The sequence below is a fragment of the Bowmanella dokdonensis genome (assembly GCF_017254865.1).
GTDB lineage: Bacteria > Pseudomonadota > Gammaproteobacteria > Enterobacterales > Alteromonadaceae > Bowmanella > Bowmanella dokdonensis.
Window position 1 is genome coordinate 164,820 of sequence record NZ_JAFKCV010000004.1, and the last position, 22,237, is coordinate 187,056.

General features: G+C 54.9%; 21 protein-coding genes. 16 read left to right on the top strand and 5 right to left on the bottom strand.

Annotated elements, in window-relative coordinates:
* Positions 1 to 2: 2 nt before the first annotated feature.
* Positions 3 to 443 carry a peptide-methionine (R)-S-oxide reductase MsrB gene (gene msrB, locus J0A66_RS08840; RefSeq protein ID WP_206573436.1) on the top strand — a complete coding sequence of 147 codons (441 nt, stop codon included), beginning with the start codon at positions 3 to 5 and terminating at the stop codon, positions 441 to 443.
* Here msrB and J0A66_RS08845 read toward each other — a convergent pair.
* Positions 415 to 609, bottom strand: a complete 195-nt coding sequence (locus J0A66_RS08845; protein WP_206573437.1) for a hypothetical protein — start codon at positions 607 to 609, stop codon at positions 415 to 417. The two genes, msrB and J0A66_RS08845, sit on opposite strands and share 29 nt — an antisense overlap.
* A gap of 146 nt (positions 610 to 755) precedes the next feature.
* Between J0A66_RS08845 and J0A66_RS08850 the strand changes: the two genes are divergently transcribed.
* On the top strand, positions 756 to 1,553 hold the full coding sequence (locus J0A66_RS08850) for a peptidylprolyl isomerase (protein ID WP_206573438.1): 798 nt from the start codon (positions 756 to 758) through the stop codon (positions 1,551 to 1,553).
* Between the two features lie 4 nt (positions 1,554 to 1,557).
* Here the strand turns inward: J0A66_RS08850 and J0A66_RS08855 are convergent, their stop codons facing one another.
* On the bottom strand, positions 1,558 to 2,448 hold the full coding sequence (locus tag J0A66_RS08855) for an ABC transporter substrate-binding protein (RefSeq protein ID WP_206573439.1): 891 nt from the start codon (positions 2,446 to 2,448) through the stop codon (positions 1,558 to 1,560).
* Between the two features lie 241 nt (positions 2,449 to 2,689).
* Between J0A66_RS08855 and J0A66_RS08860 the strand changes: the two genes are divergently transcribed.
* Together J0A66_RS08860 and J0A66_RS08865 are read left to right on the top strand one after the other, a co-directional pair.
* On the top strand, positions 2,690 to 5,137 hold the full coding sequence (locus J0A66_RS08860; RefSeq protein WP_206573440.1) for a M1 family metallopeptidase: 2,448 nt from the start codon (positions 2,690 to 2,692) through the stop codon (positions 5,135 to 5,137).
* A 3-nt stretch (positions 5,138 to 5,140) separates the two neighbouring features.
* Positions 5,141 to 5,662, top strand: a complete 522-nt coding sequence (locus tag J0A66_RS08865; protein WP_206573441.1) for a DUF6702 family protein — start codon at positions 5,141 to 5,143, stop codon at positions 5,660 to 5,662.
* Positions 5,663 to 5,703: 41 nt separating this feature from the next.
* On the opposite strand, the gene J0A66_RS08870 is transcribed toward J0A66_RS08865, so the two are convergent.
* Together J0A66_RS08870 and J0A66_RS08875 are read right to left on the bottom strand one after the other, a co-directional pair.
* Positions 5,704 to 6,024 (bottom strand): hypothetical protein, encoded by a 321-nt coding sequence (locus J0A66_RS08870; RefSeq protein ID WP_206573442.1) that lies wholly within the window; start codon positions 6,022 to 6,024, stop codon positions 5,704 to 5,706.
* A 22-nt stretch (positions 6,025 to 6,046) separates the two neighbouring features.
* Positions 6,047 to 6,433: a TonB-dependent receptor gene (locus J0A66_RS08875; protein WP_206573443.1), complete on the bottom strand. Its 387-nt coding sequence runs from the start codon at positions 6,431 to 6,433 to the stop codon at positions 6,047 to 6,049.
* A 178-nt stretch (positions 6,434 to 6,611) separates the two neighbouring features.
* On the opposite strand from J0A66_RS08875, the gene J0A66_RS08880 reads away from it, so the two are divergent.
* The 7 genes from J0A66_RS08880 to J0A66_RS08910 all read left to right on the top strand — a co-directional run bounded on the left by J0A66_RS08880 (position 6,612) and on the right by J0A66_RS08910 (position 15,946).
* Entirely contained in the window at positions 6,612 to 7,325 is a 714-nt protein-coding gene (locus J0A66_RS08880; protein ID WP_206573444.1) for a hypothetical protein, read from the top strand.
* Between the two features lie 188 nt (positions 7,326 to 7,513).
* Positions 7,514 to 8,893 carry a lysine-sensitive aspartokinase 3 gene (gene lysC, locus J0A66_RS08885; RefSeq protein ID WP_206573445.1) on the top strand — a complete coding sequence of 460 codons (1,380 nt, stop codon included), beginning with the start codon at positions 7,514 to 7,516 and terminating at the stop codon, positions 8,891 to 8,893.
* Between the two features lie 231 nt (positions 8,894 to 9,124).
* Complete coding sequence (locus tag J0A66_RS08890) at positions 9,125 to 12,151, top strand: TonB-dependent receptor (RefSeq protein WP_206573446.1); 3,027 nt, start codon at positions 9,125 to 9,127, stop codon at positions 12,149 to 12,151.
* Positions 12,152 to 12,285: 134 nt separating this feature from the next.
* Complete coding sequence (locus tag J0A66_RS08895; RefSeq protein WP_206573447.1) at positions 12,286 to 12,999, top strand: LytR/AlgR family response regulator transcription factor; 714 nt, start codon at positions 12,286 to 12,288, stop codon at positions 12,997 to 12,999.
* Positions 12,929 to 14,140, top strand: a complete 1,212-nt coding sequence (locus J0A66_RS08900) for a sensor histidine kinase (protein ID WP_206573448.1) — start codon at positions 12,929 to 12,931, stop codon at positions 14,138 to 14,140. The genes J0A66_RS08895 and J0A66_RS08900 overlap by 71 nt, the downstream gene beginning before the upstream one ends.
* Complete coding sequence (locus J0A66_RS08905; RefSeq protein WP_206573449.1) at positions 14,133 to 14,948, top strand: LytR/AlgR family response regulator transcription factor; 816 nt, start codon at positions 14,133 to 14,135, stop codon at positions 14,946 to 14,948. The genes J0A66_RS08900 and J0A66_RS08905 overlap by 8 nt, the downstream gene beginning before the upstream one ends.
* Before the next feature lie 65 nt (positions 14,949 to 15,013).
* The gene (locus J0A66_RS08910) at positions 15,014 to 15,946 is read left to right on the top strand and encodes an MBL fold metallo-hydrolase (RefSeq protein WP_206573450.1); all 933 of its coding nucleotides are present in this window, start codon (positions 15,014 to 15,016) and stop codon (positions 15,944 to 15,946) included.
* On the opposite strand, the gene J0A66_RS08915 is transcribed toward J0A66_RS08910, so the two are convergent.
* Positions 15,933 to 16,541, bottom strand: coding sequence for a carbonic anhydrase (locus J0A66_RS08915; protein ID WP_206573451.1), 609 nt, complete (start codon positions 16,539 to 16,541; stop codon positions 15,933 to 15,935). The two genes, J0A66_RS08910 and J0A66_RS08915, sit on opposite strands and share 14 nt — an antisense overlap.
* Before the next feature lie 196 nt (positions 16,542 to 16,737).
* Between J0A66_RS08915 and J0A66_RS08920 the strand changes: the two genes are divergently transcribed.
* The 5 genes from J0A66_RS08920 to J0A66_RS08940 all read left to right on the top strand — a co-directional run bounded on the left by J0A66_RS08920 (position 16,738) and on the right by J0A66_RS08940 (position 21,999).
* Positions 16,738 to 17,370: a YiaD family glycine zipper/OmpA-like lipoprotein gene (locus tag J0A66_RS08920; RefSeq protein WP_206573452.1), complete on the top strand. Its 633-nt coding sequence runs from the start codon at positions 16,738 to 16,740 to the stop codon at positions 17,368 to 17,370.
* Positions 17,371 to 17,528: 158 nt separating this feature from the next.
* On the top strand, positions 17,529 to 19,595 hold the full coding sequence (locus J0A66_RS08925; RefSeq protein ID WP_206573453.1) for a TonB-dependent receptor: 2,067 nt from the start codon (positions 17,529 to 17,531) through the stop codon (positions 19,593 to 19,595).
* Entirely contained in the window at positions 19,596 to 20,636 is a 1,041-nt protein-coding gene (locus tag J0A66_RS08930) for a PepSY-associated TM helix domain-containing protein (protein ID WP_206573454.1), read from the top strand.
* Between the two features lie 324 nt (positions 20,637 to 20,960).
* Entirely contained in the window at positions 20,961 to 21,260 is a 300-nt protein-coding gene (locus J0A66_RS08935; RefSeq protein WP_206573455.1) for a DUF3175 domain-containing protein, read from the top strand.
* A gap of 28 nt (positions 21,261 to 21,288) precedes the next feature.
* On the top strand, positions 21,289 to 21,999 hold the full coding sequence (locus tag J0A66_RS08940) for a flavodoxin family protein (RefSeq protein ID WP_206573456.1): 711 nt from the start codon (positions 21,289 to 21,291) through the stop codon (positions 21,997 to 21,999).
* The last annotated feature ends 238 nt before the right edge of the window (positions 22,000 to 22,237 follow it).

Sequence of the window (22,237 nt, forward strand, 5' to 3'; positions counted from 1 at the left end):
CAATGCTGCACTGGAACAACATTCTCAGCTTTGCCGAGAAAGGCAATCCCACTCCACCGGACAGCGTGGTCAGGTCAGACCGGGAGTGGCGTGAGCAACTGAGCGAAGAAGAATACCGGGTGACCCGCCAGCATGGCACTGAGCGGCCGCACAGTTCGGATATGTGTGTGAGTTTCGAGCCGGGCCGCTATGCCTGTGTCTGTTGTGACAACCTGTTGTTTGACGCCGGTGAGAAGTTCGACAGCGGTACGGGCTGGCCGTCTTTTACCCAGCCGGCGACCGTGGAAGCCATTTCCTACCACCTGGACAACACTTACGGCATGCAGCGGGTGGAAACCCGGTGTAATGTCTGTGACGCCCATCTGGGTCATGTGTTTCCCGACGGCCCGCCACCCGGCGGACTGCGCTACTGCATCAATGCGGTGGCACTGAAAAAGATTTGACGGTAAAGGTTCTCAGTCGGTAATCATACCCCGATACGTGCACCCCCGGCGAGGCCGGGCCAAGCTGTGCCTCGAACGCGTCCCTGGCGGCCTGGAGTTTGTTGATGGCTGCAGTGATCTGGCCCAGTTGCAGTTCGATGACGCCCTGGTTTCCCAGACTCATCATGCACATCAAATGCCTGGCCCCATGCCCGCACCCGGGACCAGCGCGAGCTCATAACACTCGGGAACAAATCACAACAAACTGATAAGGTTTTCATACGGGGCGACTCCTACCATTGAAGCAATTTAACTCAATGTAGGAGTCGTTAGATGAATATTTCCTGGCCAGGGATCCGCCCTTCCGCTCTGATACTGGCAGCAGTATTGGGCCTGTCAGCTGCCCATATCGCCCAGGCCACTGTCGTGGAAGTCAGAACCGTGATGGGCAATTTTCAGGTCAACCTGTTTGACACCAGAACCCCAAAGACGGTGGAAAACTTTCTCGGCTATGTGAATTCCGGCGCCTATTTCAACAATGTGGTCCATCGCCTGTCACCAAACTTCGTGGTCCAGGCCGGTGGCTACCAATACAACGGTGAACTGCCTTTGGATACCCTTAACAAAGGACCGGTGGTGGAAAACGAGCCGGAACTATCCAATGTGCGGGGTACCATCGCCATGGCCAAGGTTGGCGGAAAACCTGACAGTGCCACCTCCGAATGGTTTATCAATCTGGCTGACAACAGTGCCAATCTGGATTTACAGAACGGCGGTTTTACCGTATTTGGCCAGGTGCTTGGAGACGGTATGGACGTGGTGGATTCCATTGCCGCCCTGAGCCGGTTCAACAAAGGGGCGCCATTCAACGAAATTCCATTGCGTAACTACAGCGCCACCGATCACCAGAACGATGTGGAGGTCACCGGACAGCACCTGGTCCTGATCCAGGACATAGTGGTGATTGACGCGACACCCAACACCCACCCCGAGTTGCAGCCCAAACCCAATACCCTGATCGACGAGGATCCCGCCTCTGAGAGCGGCGGTTCCGGCGGCGGTTCATTGGCCGGCATATGGCTTGCCGGTATCCTGCTGGCAGGGCTTCGGAGGCGTTTCAGCCCGTCCTGACGGGTTATTTCATACTCAGGTGGCCATGTGATTGGCGGCTGCCCAGTACCTTTTGCCGGTATTGCGGCCAGAAGTGCTCTTCGCCCTCACCAAACCAGAGTTGCAGATTGGTCAGGTAGTCGGTCGATGTCAGCACATCGGGGAGTGCCTGATTAATCTGCTGTACCGCCTGCTCCCCCCAGTCTGTACGGCTGCATCCTACTGCGCCGATGATGTGGCTTTGCCGGTTCTCGGCGATCTGCAGATAAGCAAGCTGGGTCTGCTGGGACAATTCTGAGTAACGGCCGACCACCTGATAATCCAGGGTGTAGTCCAACCTGCCCAGACCCACCATGCGCTGAACGGCCAGAGTCGGGGCTTTCCCTGAAAGCTGCCTGTGCGATTCATGTCGATCTGCATACTGGTCTATCAACGGTTGCAGGTGCTCACCGTATCGGCGGCCCAGGGGGCGGCCAAAGGCCAGACTCTGGTCCTGCAGCAATTCGGCGAAGCGCACAGGATTGCCGTACCTGGTTTCAATGATTTTGGCCGACTGAGGATTGGCGATCAGCACGTGGGGGCGATAGTAGAGGGTCGCGTCGGTGTACAGGGTGGTGTCGGTATCGTTGCGTTTGATCATGCAGGGAAAGCACACCGGCGCCTGAGCTTTTCGGAGCTGGGCGATACGCGCCGCGGGAATCACCAGCACCTCATGCCGCACTTCGCTCATTTCATCTATCAGGCCCTGCATCAGGGCGTCGCAGAAACCCTTTCGCTTGTAGGGACCGTCGATGATATGAAAGGGGGGCGCATCGTTAATCGCCCAGTTGATTTGCCGTGCGGGGTCCTCCGAACCGCCATTTGCCAAAAACGGCAATGTCAGCAGTAACATCACAGGCCATGCAAGTCTGTTCATCCGTCATCATCCCTGCCATCTGCTTTCAGATCACAAGCATAGACCAGGAGCTACCCTGGGATCAGTTACTGAAGGGGATTTTTCTGTGCATCCACCTCAAAATCCCGCTTGCCTAGAAATATGGGCAGTTCACCGATGGTTGGGGGGTCCTGGCTTAAACTGCCGGAAAAAATCAGGTAGGCTGCCTTGTTTATTTTTGCCACGCCTTAGTAGTGGTCGTATCTAACCATAAGGATTCCGCATGATTGTGCGCCTGTTTGCCCTGAGTCTGTCGGTTCTGGCCCTGTCGGTGTCGGCCGATGCCATTCGTCAGACCAAAGGGGATTTTGAAGACAAATTCCGCCAGTTGGATGAAGTGCTGCCTACCCCCAATGTATATCGCAATGCCGCCGGTGAGCCTGGCCACCAGTACTGGCAGCAGGAAGTGGATTACCAGATCAGGGCTCGCCTGCTGGAAGACGCCCGTCGCCTGGAAGCCACCCAGCAGGTCAGCTATCAGAACAACTCCCCCGATACCCTTCGCTATCTGTGGTTGCAACTGGAACAGAATAAATTCAAGCCGGATTCCATGGCCGAGCTGACCACCGCTTTCGCAGGCATTGGCCGTCGTGGTCCGGCTACCCAGGCAGGGGATGGCGACAAGCCTGCCCGTCTGAGTCTGGATGAACTGCGCCGACAGCAGTTTATGACCGATCACGAGCTGGGTTATGAAATCAGCAACGTTAAAGATGGCAACGGCAAACCCCTGAAGGTGACCCTGGTGGGCACCAATATGCGCATCGATCTGCATCAGCCCCTCAAGCCGGGTCAGACAGTGACGTTTTCGCTGGATTATGCCTTTAACCTGGTTGAAGAAAACGCCGTGTCCGCCCGTGGCGGTTATGAGCATTTCCCGGATGATGCCCGTGAAGGGGGCAACGATATCTTCCAGTTAGCCCAGTGGTTCCCGCGCCTGCACGCCTATACCGATTATGAAGCCTGGACTAACAAGGAATTCCTCGGCCGTGGTGAGTTCACCCTGGAATTTGGCGACTATGAAGTGGATATTACCGTGCCGGCCGACCATATTGTTGCCGCCACCGGCAGCCTGCAAAACGCCGCAGATGTGCTGAGCCGCGAACAGCGCCAGCGCCTCAAGGAGGCCGAAAAAGCTGAGCGTCCGGTATTTGTGGTAACCGCAGAGGAGGCCCTGGAGAACGAGAAGGAGGGTACCGACAAGACCAAGACCTGGCGCTTCAGGGCCGACAACGTGCGGGATTTTGCCTGGGCCTCTTCGCGTAAGTTTATGTGGGATGCCAAGGGCTACCATCAGGGCGGTGAGGTACAGCCGTTGGTGATGGCCATGTCCTTCTACCCCAAGGAAGGGGGCGATCTGTGGAAGAAATATTCCACCGAAGCCGTGGTACACACCATGGAAGTCTATTCCCGCTTCTCCTTCGACTACCCCTATCCGGTGGCCCAGTCGGTGAACGGCCCCGTAGGTGGCATGGAGTATCCCATGATCACCTTCAACGGTCCGCGTACCACCTTGCAGGATGACGGCAGCCGTACTTATTCCCAGGCTGAGAAGCGCTTCCTGATAGGGGTGGTGATCCACGAAGTCGGCCATATTTACTTCCCGATGATCGTCAATTCGGATGAGCGCCAGTGGACCTGGATGGACGAGGGACTGAACAGCTTCCTGGATGGTGTGGCCGGTCGTGAGTGGGACTCGGAAATGCCCTGGGGTATAGAGCCCTCTGAGATTGTCGATTATATGAAATCCACCACCCAGGTGCCGATCATGACCCAGTCAGACTCGGTGCTGAAGCTCGGTCCCAATGCCTACACCAAGCCTGCAGCGGCCCTGACCATTTTGCGTGAAACCATTCTGGGGCGTGAGCTGTTCGACTTTGCCTTTAAGGAATATGCCCGCCGCTGGCAATACAAGCGTCCTACTCCGGCCGATTTCTTCCGCACCATGGAGGAAGCCAGCGGCGTGGATCTGGACTGGTTCTGGCGTGGTTGGTTCTACAGCACCGACCATGTGGATATCGCCCTGGACAAGATCTACAAGCTGAGAATGGACACCCGGAATCCCGACATCGATTTTGCCCGTGAGCGCGAGCTGGAAAAAGAGAAACCCATGTCCATGAGCCTGGAAAACAACCGCAAGGAAGGCACAAAGGAGTGGGTGGAGCTGAATCCGGATCTGGCCGACTTCTACGACGAGCATGATCGCTGGACGGTCACCAATAAAGAGCGCAACGCCTACAACAAATTCCTCAAGGGGCTGGAGGACTGGGAGCGCAAGGCTCTGGATAGGGCCGTGCAGGAAGACAAGAACTACTATGTGCTGGAGTTCTCCAACCTGGGGGGCCTGGTCATGCCCATTATCCTGAAGCTTGACTTTGCGGACGGTAGCAGCGAGATGATGCGAATACCGGCCGAGATTTGGCGCCGTACGCCCAAAGAAGTGAAGAAACTGATTGTCACCGACAAGGAACTGACCCAGGTAGAGGTGGATCCGCGTTGGGAGACCGCCGATGTGGATGTGGAGAACAACTATTATCCCCGGCGTATCGTGCCTTCCCGTGTCGAGGCCTACAAGTCTGAAAAATCCAAGGCCAAAGTCAGCCGTGATATCATGCAGGATATCAAAACTGAACTGAAAACCGACGACGAAGAAGACAAGAAGGACGGTCAGTAAGGCATGTTAAAACAACATCTGAAGTTGTTGGTGGCCGTCAGCCTGCTGCTGGCGGCCTTTGCCAGTCTGGCTCATCAGCAAAAAGCGGCGGTCACCAAGGTACTGTTCAATCCCAGAACCCAGCATATCGAGGTGATGCACCGCTTCTACCTGCACGATGCCGAACATGCGGTAAAGGAAATCTTCGGCGGCGGGGCGGATATTATCGCCTCCAAAGACACCCAGAAACAGTTCGCTCAATATGTAGCCGAACGCTTTGCACTGCTGCGCGACGGCCAGCCCCTGACACTGGATGCGGTGGGTTTTGAAACCGAAGGTAAGTTCTTTTGGGTCTACCAGGAAACGCCGATCCCGGTGGCCCTGGAAAAGCTGTCGGTCAGGCATAATGCCCTGCGCGACATCTGGCCCGAACAGGAAAACCTGGTCAATATCGAAGGCCGGGACGACCTGAAAAGCCTGAACTTCAATGGCAATACCGAGCTTCTGGAGGTCAGCTTTGCTGAACAGGGCCACCATCACCACTAATTGATGATTTGAAGAGTGAAACCCCGGTATGCCGGGGTTTTTCAGTATTGGGGCTCGTTAAAAAATGCCAGATCGTAGCGGCGGGCCAACCCCTCGATGGCCGGCCTGGGTCCAGTAATCTGTCCCTGATCCTCATTGCGCTCAAACTCCAGGGTGCTGGTGCCTTTACGCAGGCTGAGGCGTCCATCCTTTCGCCAACTGTCGGTGCCTTCATACAGCCGGCCTTTTTCCCAGCCTTCCTGCAGGCAGGTTTCTATAACACTGTCGAATTGGATACGAGGAATAGCCTGGATGATGGCCAGCCCCCGTGATCTGAATTTTCGCCTGAGCAGCGCCCGGTAAAGGGCTCTAAAGGGATTCACAGCGGTTAATCTCCTGTTTCCATTACTTGTCCTTTTCTTCCCTGCCGGCCTGAATATACAGGACTTTCATCATTACCAGACTGATCAGCACCAGAATGGAGCTGATACCCAGTACGGGCCCTGCCACGGCGCCAGGCGCATGCCCTCCGTACATCAGGAACAAACCGATAAACAGGCCCAGGGAGCCTGACTGGTGAAGATAGTATTGCCAGTTGGCCAGTCTGGCCGACGGCTGATGAAGCCAGATCTTGTGCATCACCGCATAGACAAAGCTCACGACAAAGCCCAGCAGCATGACATGGGCATGGGTTACCATCTGGCCATGGTTCTTGGTAGAGGCCATATAAATTCCCAGCAGCAGCCCTACCAGGGCCCAGCCCAGGGCGGTAAGGAGAAACTTGCGATCCATTGGGATTCCTTTTTGTTGCTATTGCGCACATTGTCCGGGATGGCCGGGCAACGGAAGGCAATCCAATCCTAGCCGCTTATCTGACGGGTGCCAAGACGCAATCGACCGGGCCGCTCAATGAACTTTTACCCGGCCTGGATCTCTATGCAACAGATCCAATGGAATACGAAACTACTGTTTGGCCTCTGACACTCCTCCTTTGCAAAGGGCGCTGGCTCCCTGGATTCTGGCCTCAGTACTGGCCCACCTGCTGGTATTCTGGTGGCTGGCCAGTCAACGGGTAACGCCTGTTCTTCCTCAGCCCGAACAGCAGCCAGCTATTAAGGCCAGCTTGTGGTTTCAACCGGTAGTGTCAGCACCCGAGCCGGTGATAGAACCCGTTGCAACCCTGCCCGAACCAGATGTGGTGGAGGAGGCTGAACCGACTGAAGTGCAAAGCCCGGTGCCGGAAGCTTTGGAGGAGCGGCCTGTTGAGCAAATAGAGAAGCAGATGAAAGAAGCCGAGACGCACGTTGTCTCTGAGGCGCCGCAAATCAGTGCAGGCCAGCAAAAAGACGAGCATACCGGGGTTGCGATTGAATCCGCTGCGGGCAGTCTGGCCAGAAAACACCTGAGCCAGTGGCAATACCAACAGCAACAGCAGGTCGCCGAACAGGCCGCCCGTGAGTTTATGCAGCGACAGGCCAATCCTGTCGGAAAAATACCGGACTTTTCCCAGACGCTCAGCGAGGATGAGCAGCGACTTAAGGCCATTACCAAAGAGGTGAATTGCGACTCGACAGTCAATGCTACGGTAGCCGTACTGATGGGGATAGCCGGTGGGATGGTCAAATGCAGCAACAAGCCGGATTTTCAGCAGTTTATCGACAAGCGCCTGAACAAGCAGAACTGAGGCCTGCCCCGGGGCTGATTTTCCAGGCAAAAAATCCTCTGCTAAGGTTTTAATTCAGTGCCGGCAAGGTCAGAATAGGCGGTTGGGCGTTCAGCTTTAAATGGATCTGATATATTGCATAATATTTCAATAATCCTGCATTTAAATGCGATATATTGCGCCGGCCCGCATTGTCTGAGGAAGGAAAGATGTCATTGAATATTGCCAAGTTTGGTGGCACCAGTGTCGCCAATATTGATGCCATGCGCAGTTGCGCAAAAATCGTTATCGGTAATCCCGCCACCCGGATGGTAGTGGTAAGTGCCGCAGCGGGCGTAACTAATCATCTGGTGCAACTGGCAAACGAGGAACTGACCTCTGAGCAAGTCAATGAACTGATCGCCAAGGTGGAAAGTATTGAGTTTGCCATCCTGGTCGGTCTCCAGTCCCCACCCCATGTGACGGTCAAGCTCAATGAGCTGTTGAGCATTTTGCGCGATCTGGCCTTTCATGAGGAATTGCTGCACAGGCCGGATTTGAAAGACGATTTGTTGTCTCTTGGGGAGCGTATGTCCTCCCTGCTGTTCGCAGAATTGTTGTGCCAGATGGGGCATTCGGCGGAGAATTTCGATGCCCGCAAGGTCATCAAGACAGACAACGAGTTTGGCCAGGCCGAGCCCGATATCGCCCAGATTGCCTTGCAGGCGGACAAACTCGTCAGGCCCGAGCTGGAAAGAGTGGTGCTGGTCACCCAGGGCTTTATCGGTTCGGATGAGCAGGATAACACCACCACCTTGGGGCGGGGCGGGTCCGACTATACGGCCGCGCTGCTGGCCGAAGCCCTGGATGCGGCCACCTGTGAGATCTGGACCGACGTTATCGGGGTCTATACCACAGATCCTCGCATCACCGATAAGGCCAAACCACTGCCGGAACTGAGCTTCGAGGAAGCGGCAGAAATGGCCACGTTCGGTGCTAAGGTATTGCATCCGGCGACCATGGTACCGGCGGTGCGGAAGAATATCCGGGTGTTTGTCGGTTCCAGCCGGGAGCCTGAAAAAGGCGGCACCTGGATCGCCAAAGACTGCAAAGTGGAGCCTCACTACCGGGCCCTGACAAGGCGCAAGGAGCAGGTGCTGGTGACGGTGAAAACCCCCAGTATGCTATATGCCTCAGGTTTTTTGCAGCAGGTCTTCGAGATTCTGGCCCGTCACCATCTGAGCGTGGATCTTGTCACCACCTCTGAGATCGCCGTGTCGCTGACCATCGACAATCCGCCCAACTCCGTCAGGGCCAGACTGAACCGCGAAACCATTGAAGAGCTCAAGGAGATCAGTGAGGTTAAAGTGGAAGAAGGCTATGATCTGGTGACCGTAGTGGGTAACAATATGCATAGCGCTGCCGGCGTTTCCAGCCATATTTTCGCTGCCATCAAGGATTATAACCTGCGCCTGATCTGCTATGGCGCCAACCCGCACAACATCTCCTTCCTGGTCAGGGAAAGCGACAGTACCGAGATTATTAAACTATTGCACCGTGAGCTGTTCGAGCAGGAGCCGCTGCAGAGTCATCATGCCAATCATGGTTAAGGGGTTTGTTGCCCCTTAATCAACATTACCTCAATTAATCCCTGACTCTGTGCGCTTTGTCACAGCGGGGTGCTATTCGCTACTGTCCTTGTCTTCTGTGTCCCTTCAGCCGTTGAATTAGTCACAGCAAAGAATCTTCCTGATGCCTTCCTGATAGCGTCTCCATCATCGGCGGGTCCGGCTGCTGCCTGCGCCGTGAATAATTCAAAAATAACTCCATAGGGGACTTTTATGAGAGCAAGGTTCAACAAACATCTTACGGCTATTGCCGTCGCTGCCTCACTGGGCATCGCCCTGCCGGTCATGGCCAATAACACCTCCAATATCGTCGGCTCAGTGATGATTGAAAGTGTACAGGGCCTGACTGCCACGGCCACCAACCCGGAAACGGGCTATAGTCGCCAGATCAGTATCAATCCAGAGGGGCAGTTCCGATTTGCCCAACTGCCCCCCGGCAATTATCAGGTAGAGATCAAGCGTGACGGTGGGGTCATCGCCACCCAAACCCTGCGTTTATCACTGGGCTCCAATGCAACACCGGTCTTTGACCTGCTTGCCGCTGGTACGGAAGTGATTGAAATCTCAAGCGCTCGCATCTCTGCGGTGGATGTTTCCACTACAGACTCCGGTCTGGTGGTCAGTGAAGTAGAGCTGGATAAGATGCCGGTGGCGCGCAACCTGACGGCGGTATCGCTGCTGGCGCCGGGCGTGGTGCAAGGAGACGAGGGCTTTGGCAATACAGCCTCCTTTGGTGGCGCATCGGTAGCGGAAAACGCCTGCTACATTAATGGCCTGGAAGTGACCAATACCAGACAGGGGTTGGGGTGTGGCTCCGTGCCCTTTGAATTCTACAAAGAGTTTCAGGTAAAGACCGGCGGCTATTCGGCTCAGTTTGGGCGGTCCACCGGCGGCGTGATAAACGCCGTGACCAAAAGTGGCACCAATGACTGGGAATTTGCCGCTACTGCTTACTGGCAGCCTTCCAGCCTGCAGAGCGAAGGCAGTTACTCCCGTGCCAACGGAGGTACCGGAAGGGTATTCAGGGATGCCCGGCGGGATGAGAATGACCGGATGGAAATGACCTTCTCCGCTGCCGGCCCTATTATCGAAGACACCTTGTTTGTTTATGCCCTGGTCAATCCAAGAGACGTAAATCAGAAATTTGCTACCGATACCGGCTTTGCCAACAACGAATACAGTGGCATTACCGAGTTCCGGGAGCGTGAAGCGTCCGGCGGAGATAACCTGTTCTGGGGGGCGAAACTGGACTGGGATATCAATGAAGATCACCGCCTGAGCTACTTTGCCTATTCTGATCGTTCTGATACCCAGGAGACGGTCTACAGTTTTGACGCCAACAGCGGTGTCATCAGCGATGCGCCCATCGGATCCAACCTGCGCATGCGAGGGGGGGAAGCCCAGAGTCTGACTTATACGGGCTATCTGACCGATGATCTGACCGTATCGGCAATGGCGGGTGAAATTGAAACCCAGTACACCACCTCACCGAGCAACCAGGACTGCCCCCGCGTCGTGGACAACCGGGATGTTGCCAATCCAGCGCATGCCTGCGGACCTGGCACACCAGTGGGTGACAATTATGACAAGAACACCCAGTACCGCCTCGATATAGAATACTTTATCGGCTCCCACACCTTGCGGCTCGGGGCCGATGTGCAGGATCGCGAATCCTACCGTGTGACTACGCCGGTGGCCGGACATAGCTGGACCTATGACACATTGTCCGCCAACGGGAGCATACAGGGCAATAACGGCGCTTTATATACCAATAGCACAGGTGCTCCCCTGGACTATGTATCGGATCGAATTTTTGTGGGTGGCGGTGCTTTCAGCTCTGACCTCACCGCTTATTATTTTGAAGACAAGTGGCAGATCACCGATACGGTATTGTTAACACTGGGCGCCAGAAAAGATGAGTTTGAGGGGCTTACCCCAAGCGGCAGCACCCTGTATAAGTTCGACACCGGCGTTGCTCCCAGGCTGGGTGTGAGCTGGGACGTGAACGGGGACGGCGATTCCAAGTTGTACGCGACCTGGGGACGCTACTACCTGCCGGTGGCCAACAATACTATCTATCGGGCAGCCGCGGGCATCAATGATGCGACCACCTACTATACCTTTACCGGCATCGATTCTAGCACTGGAGCTCCCACCGGCATTTCTCCGGTTACCGGGTCCGCCGTCAGCTCCACTGTCACCAATTCGGTGGCGACAATACCTCAGCAGCCCATATTCCAGGCACAGGAAGCGGATCCTTTCGCCAAGGATGAGCTGATCGTGGGCTATGAAAGGGTATTGACCGAAGAACTGAGCATGTCCGTGCGAGGCACTTTCCGGGAAGTCACCAGCGCCCTGGATGACTATTGCGGTTTCTATGCTTACCCCTACTGCGTGCTGCTCAATCCCGGAGAGGCATCGTCCTGGTATAAGGATGGTTACTACTGGAACGGACAGGACTTTGTCATTGATCGGGATCTGTTCGACGGTATACCGGATGAAGGGTCGCTGACTACGCATTCAGTGGATACGCTGGGTTTGCCTGAGGCCAAGAACGAATATCTGGCCCTGCAGACCGGGTTGAAGTATCAGGCTGAGGATTTGCGTTTGAACTTCATCTACACCTGGTCACGTAGCACGGGTAACTTTGAAGGGGCGGTGAAATCCGACATTGATCAGGCCGATGCCGGCATCACCCAGGACTTCGACTCTCCTGCCCTGATGGACGGAGCCGACGGCTACCAGCCAAACGACAGGCGTCATGTGTTCAAGTTATTCGGCAGCTATGACATCAGCGATGACTGGTCTATGGGGTTCAATGCCACCCTGGCCAGTGGCCGTCCCCTCTCCGCTTTTGGTCAGGGCTACCCCAGTGACGATCCCGATGTGTATGGCAGCTATGGGGACACCTTCTACCTGTTTACCGGTCAATGCCCGGACAGCAACGGCAACGGCGCTTGTGACCAGGAAGAGAAAGTCTATAACTTCGTTCCACGGGGCACTGTGGGACGAACGCCATGGACGTTCAATGTGGATATGTCACTGGCCTATCATTTCAATATCCAGGGGGTGGAGATGCGTGCTTCGCTGGATCTGTTCAATGTGCTGAACTCGCAAGCGGCGACGGCGCTTAACGAGCACTTTGAGAGCTCTGAAGGCACGGAGAATCAATGGTACGGTGCGGCCTATTCCTGGCAACAACCACGCTATGTGAGACTGGGTGTGGAGGCTCGTTTCTAGGTCGACGCATGCTCCAACAATGAAAACCGGCCTCGGCCGGTTTTTTTAACTTCTGATACCGTAACTTGTCGCATGACCTTGCAGAGATCTGCCTTTAGCCACTTATAGTCGGTATCAGGAATCAGGAGACATAGATGCTGCGCTATATGATTGTCGAAGATGAAGATCTGGCCTGCGAGCGGCTTAAAATGGAGTTATCCGTGCGACCCGCCTGGCACCTGGTTGCCGAAGCCCGCGAAGTCAACGAAGCCAGACAGGCGCTGATGCGACATAAGCCACAGGTTTGCTTCATGGACATCAATATTGTCGGAGGCAGCGGATTTGAATTGGTCAGGGAACTGCAGGGAAGGCTGGATACACGCTGGGTATTCACTACCGCCTACAGCGAATATGCAGCGCAAGCCTTTGCCGTCAATGCCTGCGACTACTTGCTAAAACCCTTTGACCAACAAAGGTTTGAAGCGGTGCTGGGCAAGCTTGAAGCCCGGTATGCCGCTGAGCAGAAACCACTCGAGCGTCTGGCAATACGCTCCATGGGCCATGTACAGTTTATCCCGGTGACCACTATTATCTGGATTAAAGGTGCCGGCAACTATCTTGAGTTGCATTGTCAGGACAAGACTTACCTGCACCGGGAATCCATGGCTGTGCTGGAACAATCTTTGGATGCGCGGCAATTTTTACGGGTTCACCGCTCGGCCATGATTAATTTGGATCACTTAATGGCCATCAACAGTGAACTGGGGCGATTTAATAATATTGAAATGAGTAATGGTGATGAAGTCAGAATCGGCCAGTGCTATCGACAATCCCTTTTCAGACAGATCGGACTGGAATCCACAGACTGAAGGAGGCGGGCAAATCTCTCCGCAAACTCCGCGTCATGTCTTAATCAACAAACCGAGCTTCTGGCTCTGTCACTCAGGGGGGTGGGCATTCTATTACCTCAGCATGTCGCTGGATAATATTTTCCTGCTTCAGCAATACAATCAGCTGGGTAGTATGGTGTTAGTAGCATTGTTACCCATTGCCTTACTGGGCATGTTGATGACCTGGCCGTTACGCTTTTTATACCAACGCTGCTGGAATCTGTCGGTGACCCGTCTGGCTCTGGTGGCAATGGCCGCGAGTTTGCTGGTTGCCTGTGCCTGGGTGGTGCCGAAAAACCTTATCCTGTGGGTCAGTCAGAAAGCATACACTCAGGGCTACGTGGGGTTAGAGGCGTTGTGGCTGGAGTTTCAAAGTGCCGAATTTTCCTGGCTCATGTTGTTTATGACGGTCAGTCAGACCTTCTTCACCATCATGGTCTGGAGCAGTCTGTATTTCGGTATCAATTATTACTTTAGGTTGCTCGAATCACAGGCCAAACAACTCAGCTCCGCCCGCCTTGGCCACCTGGCCCAAATCCGCATGCTCAGATATCAGATTAATCCGCATTTCCTGTTCAATACCCTTAATGCCATTTCCACCCTGGTGATGCGTGAAGACAAGCAGCTGTGCAGTAAAATGGTCAGCCAACTGGCAACCTTTCTGCGTTATTCCCTGGACAGTGATCCGGAAAAGAAAATTCGTCTCCAGGATGAACTCAAAGCCCTGTTGTTGTACCTGGATATAGAAAAAACCCGATTCGGCAATCGTCTGGAACTATCCCTGGCGGTCAGTAAAGAAGCCGAGCATGCACTGGTGCCCAGTCTGATACTTCAGCCGCTGGTTGAAAACGCCATCAAGCATGCCATCGCCAAACTGGCCAGAGGGGGAGAAATCAGAATACGTGCCTGGATCGATATCGATGTTTATTTGGAAGTGGAAGACAACGGTCCGTTGAACGACCTGTCAGGGGTAAAAGCCGAGGGGGTAGGGCTGAACAATATCGCTGAGCGCCTCAGTGTACTTTACGGCGAGCATCAGTCGATGACGCTGCGACTGGCCTCACCACAGGGACTGTGTGTGAGGCTGCGCCTGCCGTTGGAGACCGAACAGCATGAATAAGGTTACCGTGTTGATAGCAGACGATGAAGCACTGGCCAGAGAGGGAATGCTTCTGCTGCTACAGGATTTGGAGAATGTCGAGGTTATCGCATGCTGTGAGGAAGGGCAGCAGGCACTGGAGACCATCCAGTCGCTCAGGCCAGACATTGCTTTTCTGGATATCGAGATGCCTAATCTGAACGGCAGACAGATAGTCGAAGTGTTGCGCCGGGCTCCTCAGTTGAATACACAACTTGTTTATGTGACCGCCTTCGATCAGTTTGCCGTGGAGGCGTATGCTCAAGGCGTACAGGACTACCTTCTCAAACCTGTCAGCCATGAACGGCTGCAGGATTGTATTCAGCGTTTCTGTATTCGCCGGCAACAACAACGGGCCAGCGTTGACCTGGATACCATCGATCAGTTGCTGAGACAGCGCACCGGCAAAACGGTGCAAGGGGTGATTCACCAGCTCAGTACCGATAGGGAGACCCATCTGTCCAGCGTCAATCCGTTTTTATCACTGAAAAGCGGAACCCAATGGTTCCGGGTAGCACTGAATGACGTGCATTGGATTGAATCAGCCGGTGACTATATCTGTGTGCATTTGGCCGATGCGTCACATATTGCCCGCCATACCCTGACCAGCCTGGAGAAAGAGTTGGATCCAGCGTCTTTTTGTCGGATCAGTCGCTCGGCCATCATCAATCTGACTCAACTGCAACGCCTGATCCCAAATGCCAACGGCGAGTATCTGGCCCTGCTTTTGTCAGGGCAGCAGATAAAGATCAGTCGCCATTATAAAAACCGGCTTAAGGAATTTAAGTGACATCCGCAACTGCGCCTGGCAGCGTATCGCCCAGGCTCAGATTGCTTAACTGAGGATAAAGACTAATGAAAACACTGTTATTCGCTTTTTTAGCCGCAGTGATGACCGCACAGGCTGCAGACATTCAGGTAAAGCGGTATACCACCAGTGAACAGGACTGGGGGACCAATGCCTACTGGCTGGTCGGCGATAAAGGGATAGTGGTTATCGACAGTCTGTTACGTGAGTCGGATGCCCAGAATTTTGCCGCCTTGCTCAAGGCTCAGCAGCGCCCGGTACTGGGAATGATCCTGACCCATCCTCATTCTGACCATTATTCGGGTATCCCGCAGCTGAAGCGGGTTCTCGGCGACTTTCCGGTGTACGCCACGGCGGCGACGGCGGATGCCCTGGCGGCGGATTTTGCCAAATTTAAACAGAATTCTGCCGAGCAGTTTGCCGGCGATATTTATCTGGGAGGGCCACCGAAAGTCGATAAATTGATTGATACCACAGCGCCATTGCAACTGGGAGATTTGGCGTTTGAGGTACAAGATCTTGGCGAGGGAGAAGCGGCCAATATGACAGTGATTTACCAGCCACAGAGCCGCTCTTTATTTGTCGGTGACATACTGATGGCCCATCATCATTATTATGTGGGGCAAGGTAATCTGGACAATATCCTCAGGCAGTTTGCCACCTTACAGGCAGACTATCAGGGTAGGCAGGTCACTCTCTACGGTGGACACGGGGATCCTGGGGCCCTCAACCTGCTGCAGATGCAGGCCGATTACGTATACCATACCCGGCAGACCTTCCAGACGATGATGACTGAGCCGGCCAACTTGCAACAGGGCAAACCATCTCGCGATGCCATACTTGAGGCGGCGCGAACAATTGTCAACGCCTACCCCTATTTAAACAACTACGGATATGCCGAGGGAACCATAGTGCAGATGAATCTGATCAATCTGTTTCGACGTCAACAGTCTGCACAGGTAAAGGCTACAGGAAGCTGACCTCACCGGTTTCCAGTGAATATTCGGCGCCCACTATCAGCATGCCGTCCTTTTGCACCATCTGTTCGAGGATGGCCGAGCCACTTTTAAGCAGGTTGACAGACATACGCACATTGGCCTGCATGGCTTGATGAGCCAGCTCGGCCGGATCGTCTTTGAGGTTGGTATTAAGCAGGCCGGATACGGCCGGGCTGATGCGCTCTACTATACTGCGCAGATTCTTGGACTGACTTTCCATTGGGCGGCGCAACTGATCCAAAGTGGCCTGAATGGCGCCGCAATGGCTGTGGCCAAGCACCACCACCAGGCGGGTACCGAATTGTTCGGCGGCAAATTCCACGCTGCCTATCTGGGTCGGTGCGACAATATTGCCGGCTACCCGGATAACGAACAGATCACCCAGGCCCTGATCAAAAATCATCTCCACCGGTACCCGGGAATCCGAACAGCCGATGATCACCGCAAAGGGCGTCTGACTGGTGACCATTTCACTGCGTCGGTTCTGGCTGAGCAGGGTATCGAGGCTGCGCACCCCGGATACAAATCGGCGGTTGCCCTCCTTGAGTCGGGAAAGGGCCTCTTGGGCGTTATTCATCTACACTCCTTCACATGTTCGGCAAAAGTCCCAATATAGCTGGTTGGCCAATGCGGCCAAAGTGCTTTTTCCTTTAAATGGGATAGCCATAAGCAAATCCGTAGCTTGGCAGATAGAATAAATAGTTGTTCAGCCTGGATTAATTCTCTCAGGCTAAGGTTACAACAGGATTAACTTAGATATTAAGGACAACAGGATGAAGAAAACACTGATCGCTTTGACTCTCTCGACCATGGTGCTGGGAGGCTGCGCCTCCAATGCCACCAATACGCAAAAGGGTGCTGCGATTGGCGCCGTGACAGGCGCCTTGCTGGGTAAAGGTACCGGAGACAATGCCAAGAGCCGTTATGTCTGGGGAGCGCTGGCCGGCGCCATTGCCGGCGGAGCAATAGGCAATTACATGGACAAGCAGGAACAGGAGTTTCGTGATGAACTGGCCGACACCGGCGTGTCGGTGTACCGCGAAGGAGATAATCTGCGCCTGCAAATGCCCGGTAATATCACTTTTGCCACCGGCAGCGCCAATATCGCCGGGGACTTTTATCCGGTGCTGGATGATGTGGCAAGAGTACTGAACAAGTACGAGAAAACCTTCCTGGTGGTGGAGGGACACACGGACGATGTGGGCAGTGCCGAGAGCAACCAATCCCTTTCCGAAGCCCGGGCCAGATCGGTGAAAAACTACCTTACCCAGCAGGGAATTGATGAGCGTCGGGTGCAGGTTCAGGGCATGGGTGAGTACCAGCCCGTCGTACCCAACAGCTCGGATGCCAACCGCCAGACCAACCGGCGGGTTGAGTTGAGGATTATTCCAAACAAGGCCTCATAACATCCTCCAAAGGCCGCCGATCCGGGCGGCCTCAAGCCATCCCCCCAGCAGTCAGAGACTGACCGAGATCAACAATTTTGGGAATAATGCCTCTGTGTGGTTGTATTCTCTTGATGACATAATAAAATGCGAACCGTTTTCATTAACGGTTGTATTCTATGTCTGCCAAGTATCTTATTCCCCTTATGGGCCTCTCCTTTGTCAGCCAGGCTGACCAGCAGGATATCGAGCGTGTTTCTGTGACCGCCACCCGCGGTGCCTACCCGGTCAGTACCGTACCGGCGGCCATCAGTGTGATCAGCCAGGAAGATATCCAGGCCCAGTTGGCCCACACTCAGGACCTGTCGCAGATCCTTGGCAATCTGCTGCCCAGCTTTTCACCCAGTCGTCAGAAGCTGACCTCGGCAGGCGAGACGCTGCGAGGCCGTGAGCCCTTGTACATGATTGACGGCGTGCCTCAGTCCAATCCCCTGCGCAACGGCTCGCGGGACGGCAAGACCATCGATCCGGCCATGATTGAACGCATCGAAGTGATCCGAGGTGCCAATGCTATTCAGGGCATGGGCGCCAGCGGCGGGATTATCAATATCATCACCAAATCGGCAGGCGGTAAAGCCCACCAGGTCAGCCTGGGTTTTTCGGCACCCACCTCCGGCGGCAGCGACAGCCAGAGCTTCAAGAGCAGTTACCTGTTCAGTCACGAGGGTGAGCAGACCGAGCTGGTGGCGGGCGTTTCCCTGGCCAGCACCGGCATGTATCGGGACGGCAATGGCGATCTCATCGGCGTGGACGGTACCCAGGGCGACACCCAGGACTCAGACAGCCAGGACTTTTTTGTCAAGGTCAAACATGCACTCGACGCCGAGCAAAGCATTCAGTTGATGGTCAACCACTACGACATCCAGGGCAATGGCGACTACGTTGTAGTAAACGGCGATGTCGATGCAGGTGTCCCAACCAGTGCCGAGCGTGGTGAAATCCAGGGCGGGGCGCCGCAGAACAAGGTCACCACCGCGTCACTGGACTACCAGAATGATAACCTGTGGGGCGGTCAACTGACCTGGCAATGGTTTCTGCAGGATTTTGCTGCTCTGTATGGCGGCGGTACCTTCGGTACCTTCCAGGATCCCAGCCTGGGCGAGAACATTTATGATCAGTCGCAGAACAAGTCCACTAAGCTGGGCAGCCGCCTGACCTGGTTTAAACAGAATCTGGGCGGCACGGACCTGGATCTGGTCACGGGTCTGGACTGGCTGAACGACGAAACCTTCCAGGAGCTGGCTCTGACTGGTCGAAAGTGGGTACCAGAGGCTAAGTTTAATAACCTGGCACCTTTTGCGCAGTTGCGTTACGACGGCCTGGAAGACTGGGTATTCAACCTGGGGGCCCGTTACGAATATGGCAAGCTGAAGGTGGATGACTTTACCACCCTGGCGTCCTACGGCAGTGCCTTTGTCGAGGGGGGAGAGCCGAGCTTCAATGAACTTCTGAGCAACCTGGGTGTGGTGTATCAAATTACCCCTGAACTGCGTGTTTTTGCCAGCTACAGCGAAGGTTTCAGCATGCCGGATGTGGGCCGGGTCCTTCGAGGCATCAACCAGCCCGGCTTGTCGGTCGCTTCCTTCCTGAGCCTGCAGCCTGTGGTATCGGATAACCGAGAAATCGGCCTGGACTATGCCAATAACTGGCTTAGCGTGCAGACCAGCTACTTCCAGTCCGATTCGGATTTGGGATCGCGCCTGCAGGCTGACGCCGATGGTATCTATAGTGTGGAACGGGAAAAAACCGAGATCTCCGGCTTTGAAGCCCAGGCGCAGTTTTACTTCGGGGCCAGCAGCGTCGGTATCAATTACGCACGCACCCAGGGCCGCTATGATGGCGACGATGACGGCGTGGTGGATAGTGATCTTGGCGGGGCCAACATCAGTCCCGAGCGACTGAATTTATACTGGCAGCATGCCTGGAATCCGGATCTGAGCAGCCGGGTGCAATTGAATAAGCTGTTTGATATGACCTTTGAACCGGGCGAGGATTTTGAGGGCTATCTGACCCTGGACGCATCCCTACGCTACGACCATGGCCAGTGGGGCAGCTTTACCCTGGGGCTGGAAAACCTCACTGACAAGCAGTACATCACCTACTATGGTCAGACCAACCCGGCGCCGACCCGCTATTTTCCCGGTATGGGTCGCACGGTCAGCCTGACCTGGCAACTGGCGTTCTAAATGAACGGTAAGGCGGTGCATCGCTGGCTGGGCTGGCTGGCCGGCAGCTGGTTTGTGCTGGTCAGCTTAAGTGGTGCGCTGCTGCTGTACAAGAATCCGCTGCTGGCCTGGCAGTATCCAGAGCTGCGACAGGCCGGGCCGGTGGCGTCCGTGACCCACTGGGGGCCACTGCTCAATCAGTTGCAACAAGATCCGGCCTTTCGCTATGCCAAGCTACCGGCCGCCGATGCCTTATGGCTGGAGGCTGTGACCCATGATGATATTCGTCATTATTACGACCAGGGCTTCGAGCTGCTGCTGGTGCGCGCGCCCCACAGCGATTTGATCGGCTGGCTGTACGACTTCCACCTCCACTTACTGCTGGGTGAACTGGGTCACGAAATCCTGGGCTATCTGGGCCTGTCGATTGTGGCGCTCATCGGAGTGGGGCTTTATCTCTGGTGGCCCCGGCAGTTTCGTCGCCAGCTCTGGCGCTTGCCGCTAACTAAGCTCAACCTGCGTACTTTGCGCCAGTGGCACACCAGCCTGGGTAGCCTGTTTACCCCGCTGTTACTGCTGGCGACCCTGACCGGGGTATTGATGGTGTTCAATGGGCCTTTCAGGGCAGGCATGAATTGGTTATTTACCGACCCGCCCCTGCAGATGCCGAGCCGGGAACCTGTTCCCTGGCCGCTGGCTGACACCGACTGGCCGGAAATCCTGCAGGTGGCGACCCGCCACTGGCCGCAGATGGATTTCCGTTTACTGAGTTTTCGCCAGCAGGAGACGGATGCGGTGAGCTTCCGGGCCAAGGCAACCGATGAATGGCATCCGAACGGACGCGGCGTCTTGATATTGGAACCGGGTACCCGCCAGGTATTGCTGGCACGAACAGCCGAATCCCTGGGGCAGGGCCATCAGCTCAGCAATGCTATCTACCCCCTGCATATCGCCGCCGTGGGGGGTAACTGGTACAAGATCCCGCTGTTGCTGACCGGCTTATTGCCGCTGTTGCTGATGACCACCGGGCTGGTCTATTACCTCAAGCGTCCCAGATCTTAAACCTGAGTCTGGATTAACTTGTTTCCGGACCTCTCACATACCCGGCGGCCTGAATCGTTTTCAGGGTCTCTATCCGGTGAATATTTTCCCGGATGACAGGCCCTGGCATTCATCGAGGCCCACAAAAAACAGATAAGCTACAGCTTGCTTGGCTCTAACAGCCTGCCTGGAAACTTGCCCTTTCGTTATTACGATTGCTGTTTGGCATCACTGGTCAACAGAGTTCAACTGTTTAACAGCCCACTGCTTAAACCGGTTTTGTATTGAATCACGCCGTGCTTAGCCTATTTTTACAGGTAAAGCTGTATGGAGGGCCCAACCCTTATGGCAAATAAACAGAATAATTCGTCTGAGGAAAAATGGTCACAGGACGTCACCGAAAAGAGCGATTCCCTGGATCTGGAAGAGGGTGTTTTTACCTGGAAAGACCCCAGGAAAATAGCCAGGTCATTGAAAAAGTCAGCCGATTCCAGCGATAAGCGCAAAACCGACCCCTTTCGCTCAGCCATGTCCATGCTCGTCTTTTATATCAACCGTACAGGTAAGAACCTGGACAAGGATCAACTGGATATCCTGGAGCAAGCCAAGCAGGAACTGCGAAAACTCTATGGCAAGGATGAGTAGGTAATCTCAATTATTTCGGAGGGATGGGATGAAGGGTTTCACCAATCTTCGCGCTCTGTTTATTAACACATCGCTCAAAAGGAGCAATGAGCAAAGTCATACCGGATTACTCCTCGCCGCCTCGGCGGCCATCATGAGCAAGCAAGGGGTGGCCGTCGAACATCTGCATCTGGCCGCGCACGATTGTCCGCCCGGCGTCTACCCCGACATGACAGAACACGGCTGGCCGAAAGACGAGTGGCCCAAGCTATGGGAAAAAGTCAAAGCTGCGGACATACTTATCGTGGGGACGCCCATCTGGTTAGGGGAGGAAAGCTCCATCTGCCGCATATTGATCGAGCGCCTCTACGCCATGTCTGCGCAGCTCAACGACAAAGGCCAGTCCATCTACTATGGCAAGACAGGAGGATGCGTGATCACCGGCAACGAAGACGGGATCAAGCACACGGCGATGACCATTGGATTTGCCCTCAACCACCTGGGGTATACCATCCCCCCGCAAGCCGACTGCGGATGGATAGGCGAGGCGGGCCCCGGCTCTTCCTATGGCGATCAGCTTGAAGGCGGCGGCCGTGCCGGTTTCGACAATGAATTCACCCAACGGAACACCACCATCATGACCTGGAACTGCATGCACCTGGCGCGGATGTTGAAGGCAGCGGGCGGCATCCCCAATCAGGGCAATGATCGTAAGGCCTGGGACGCAGGGCAACGTTTCGACTACGAAAATCCCCTGTGATTCGAAGAACTCAGATCTGGCCCGAATGACGGTAGAGGGCCGGTGACGCAGTGGCGCGTCTTTCACTGCAGGAATATCGGTTCTGTTGCGTTAGAATGGGGATAAGTGGTTGTATAAATGGGAGAAAGCCGGGTACAGTGAGAGCATGTAAGAACGAATGGTTTCAGACTGATACTGGATTTTGACTGGCCTGCTAAAGCGGTCATCGCAGTCGCGGTCCGGCAAAGCAGCCGCACTC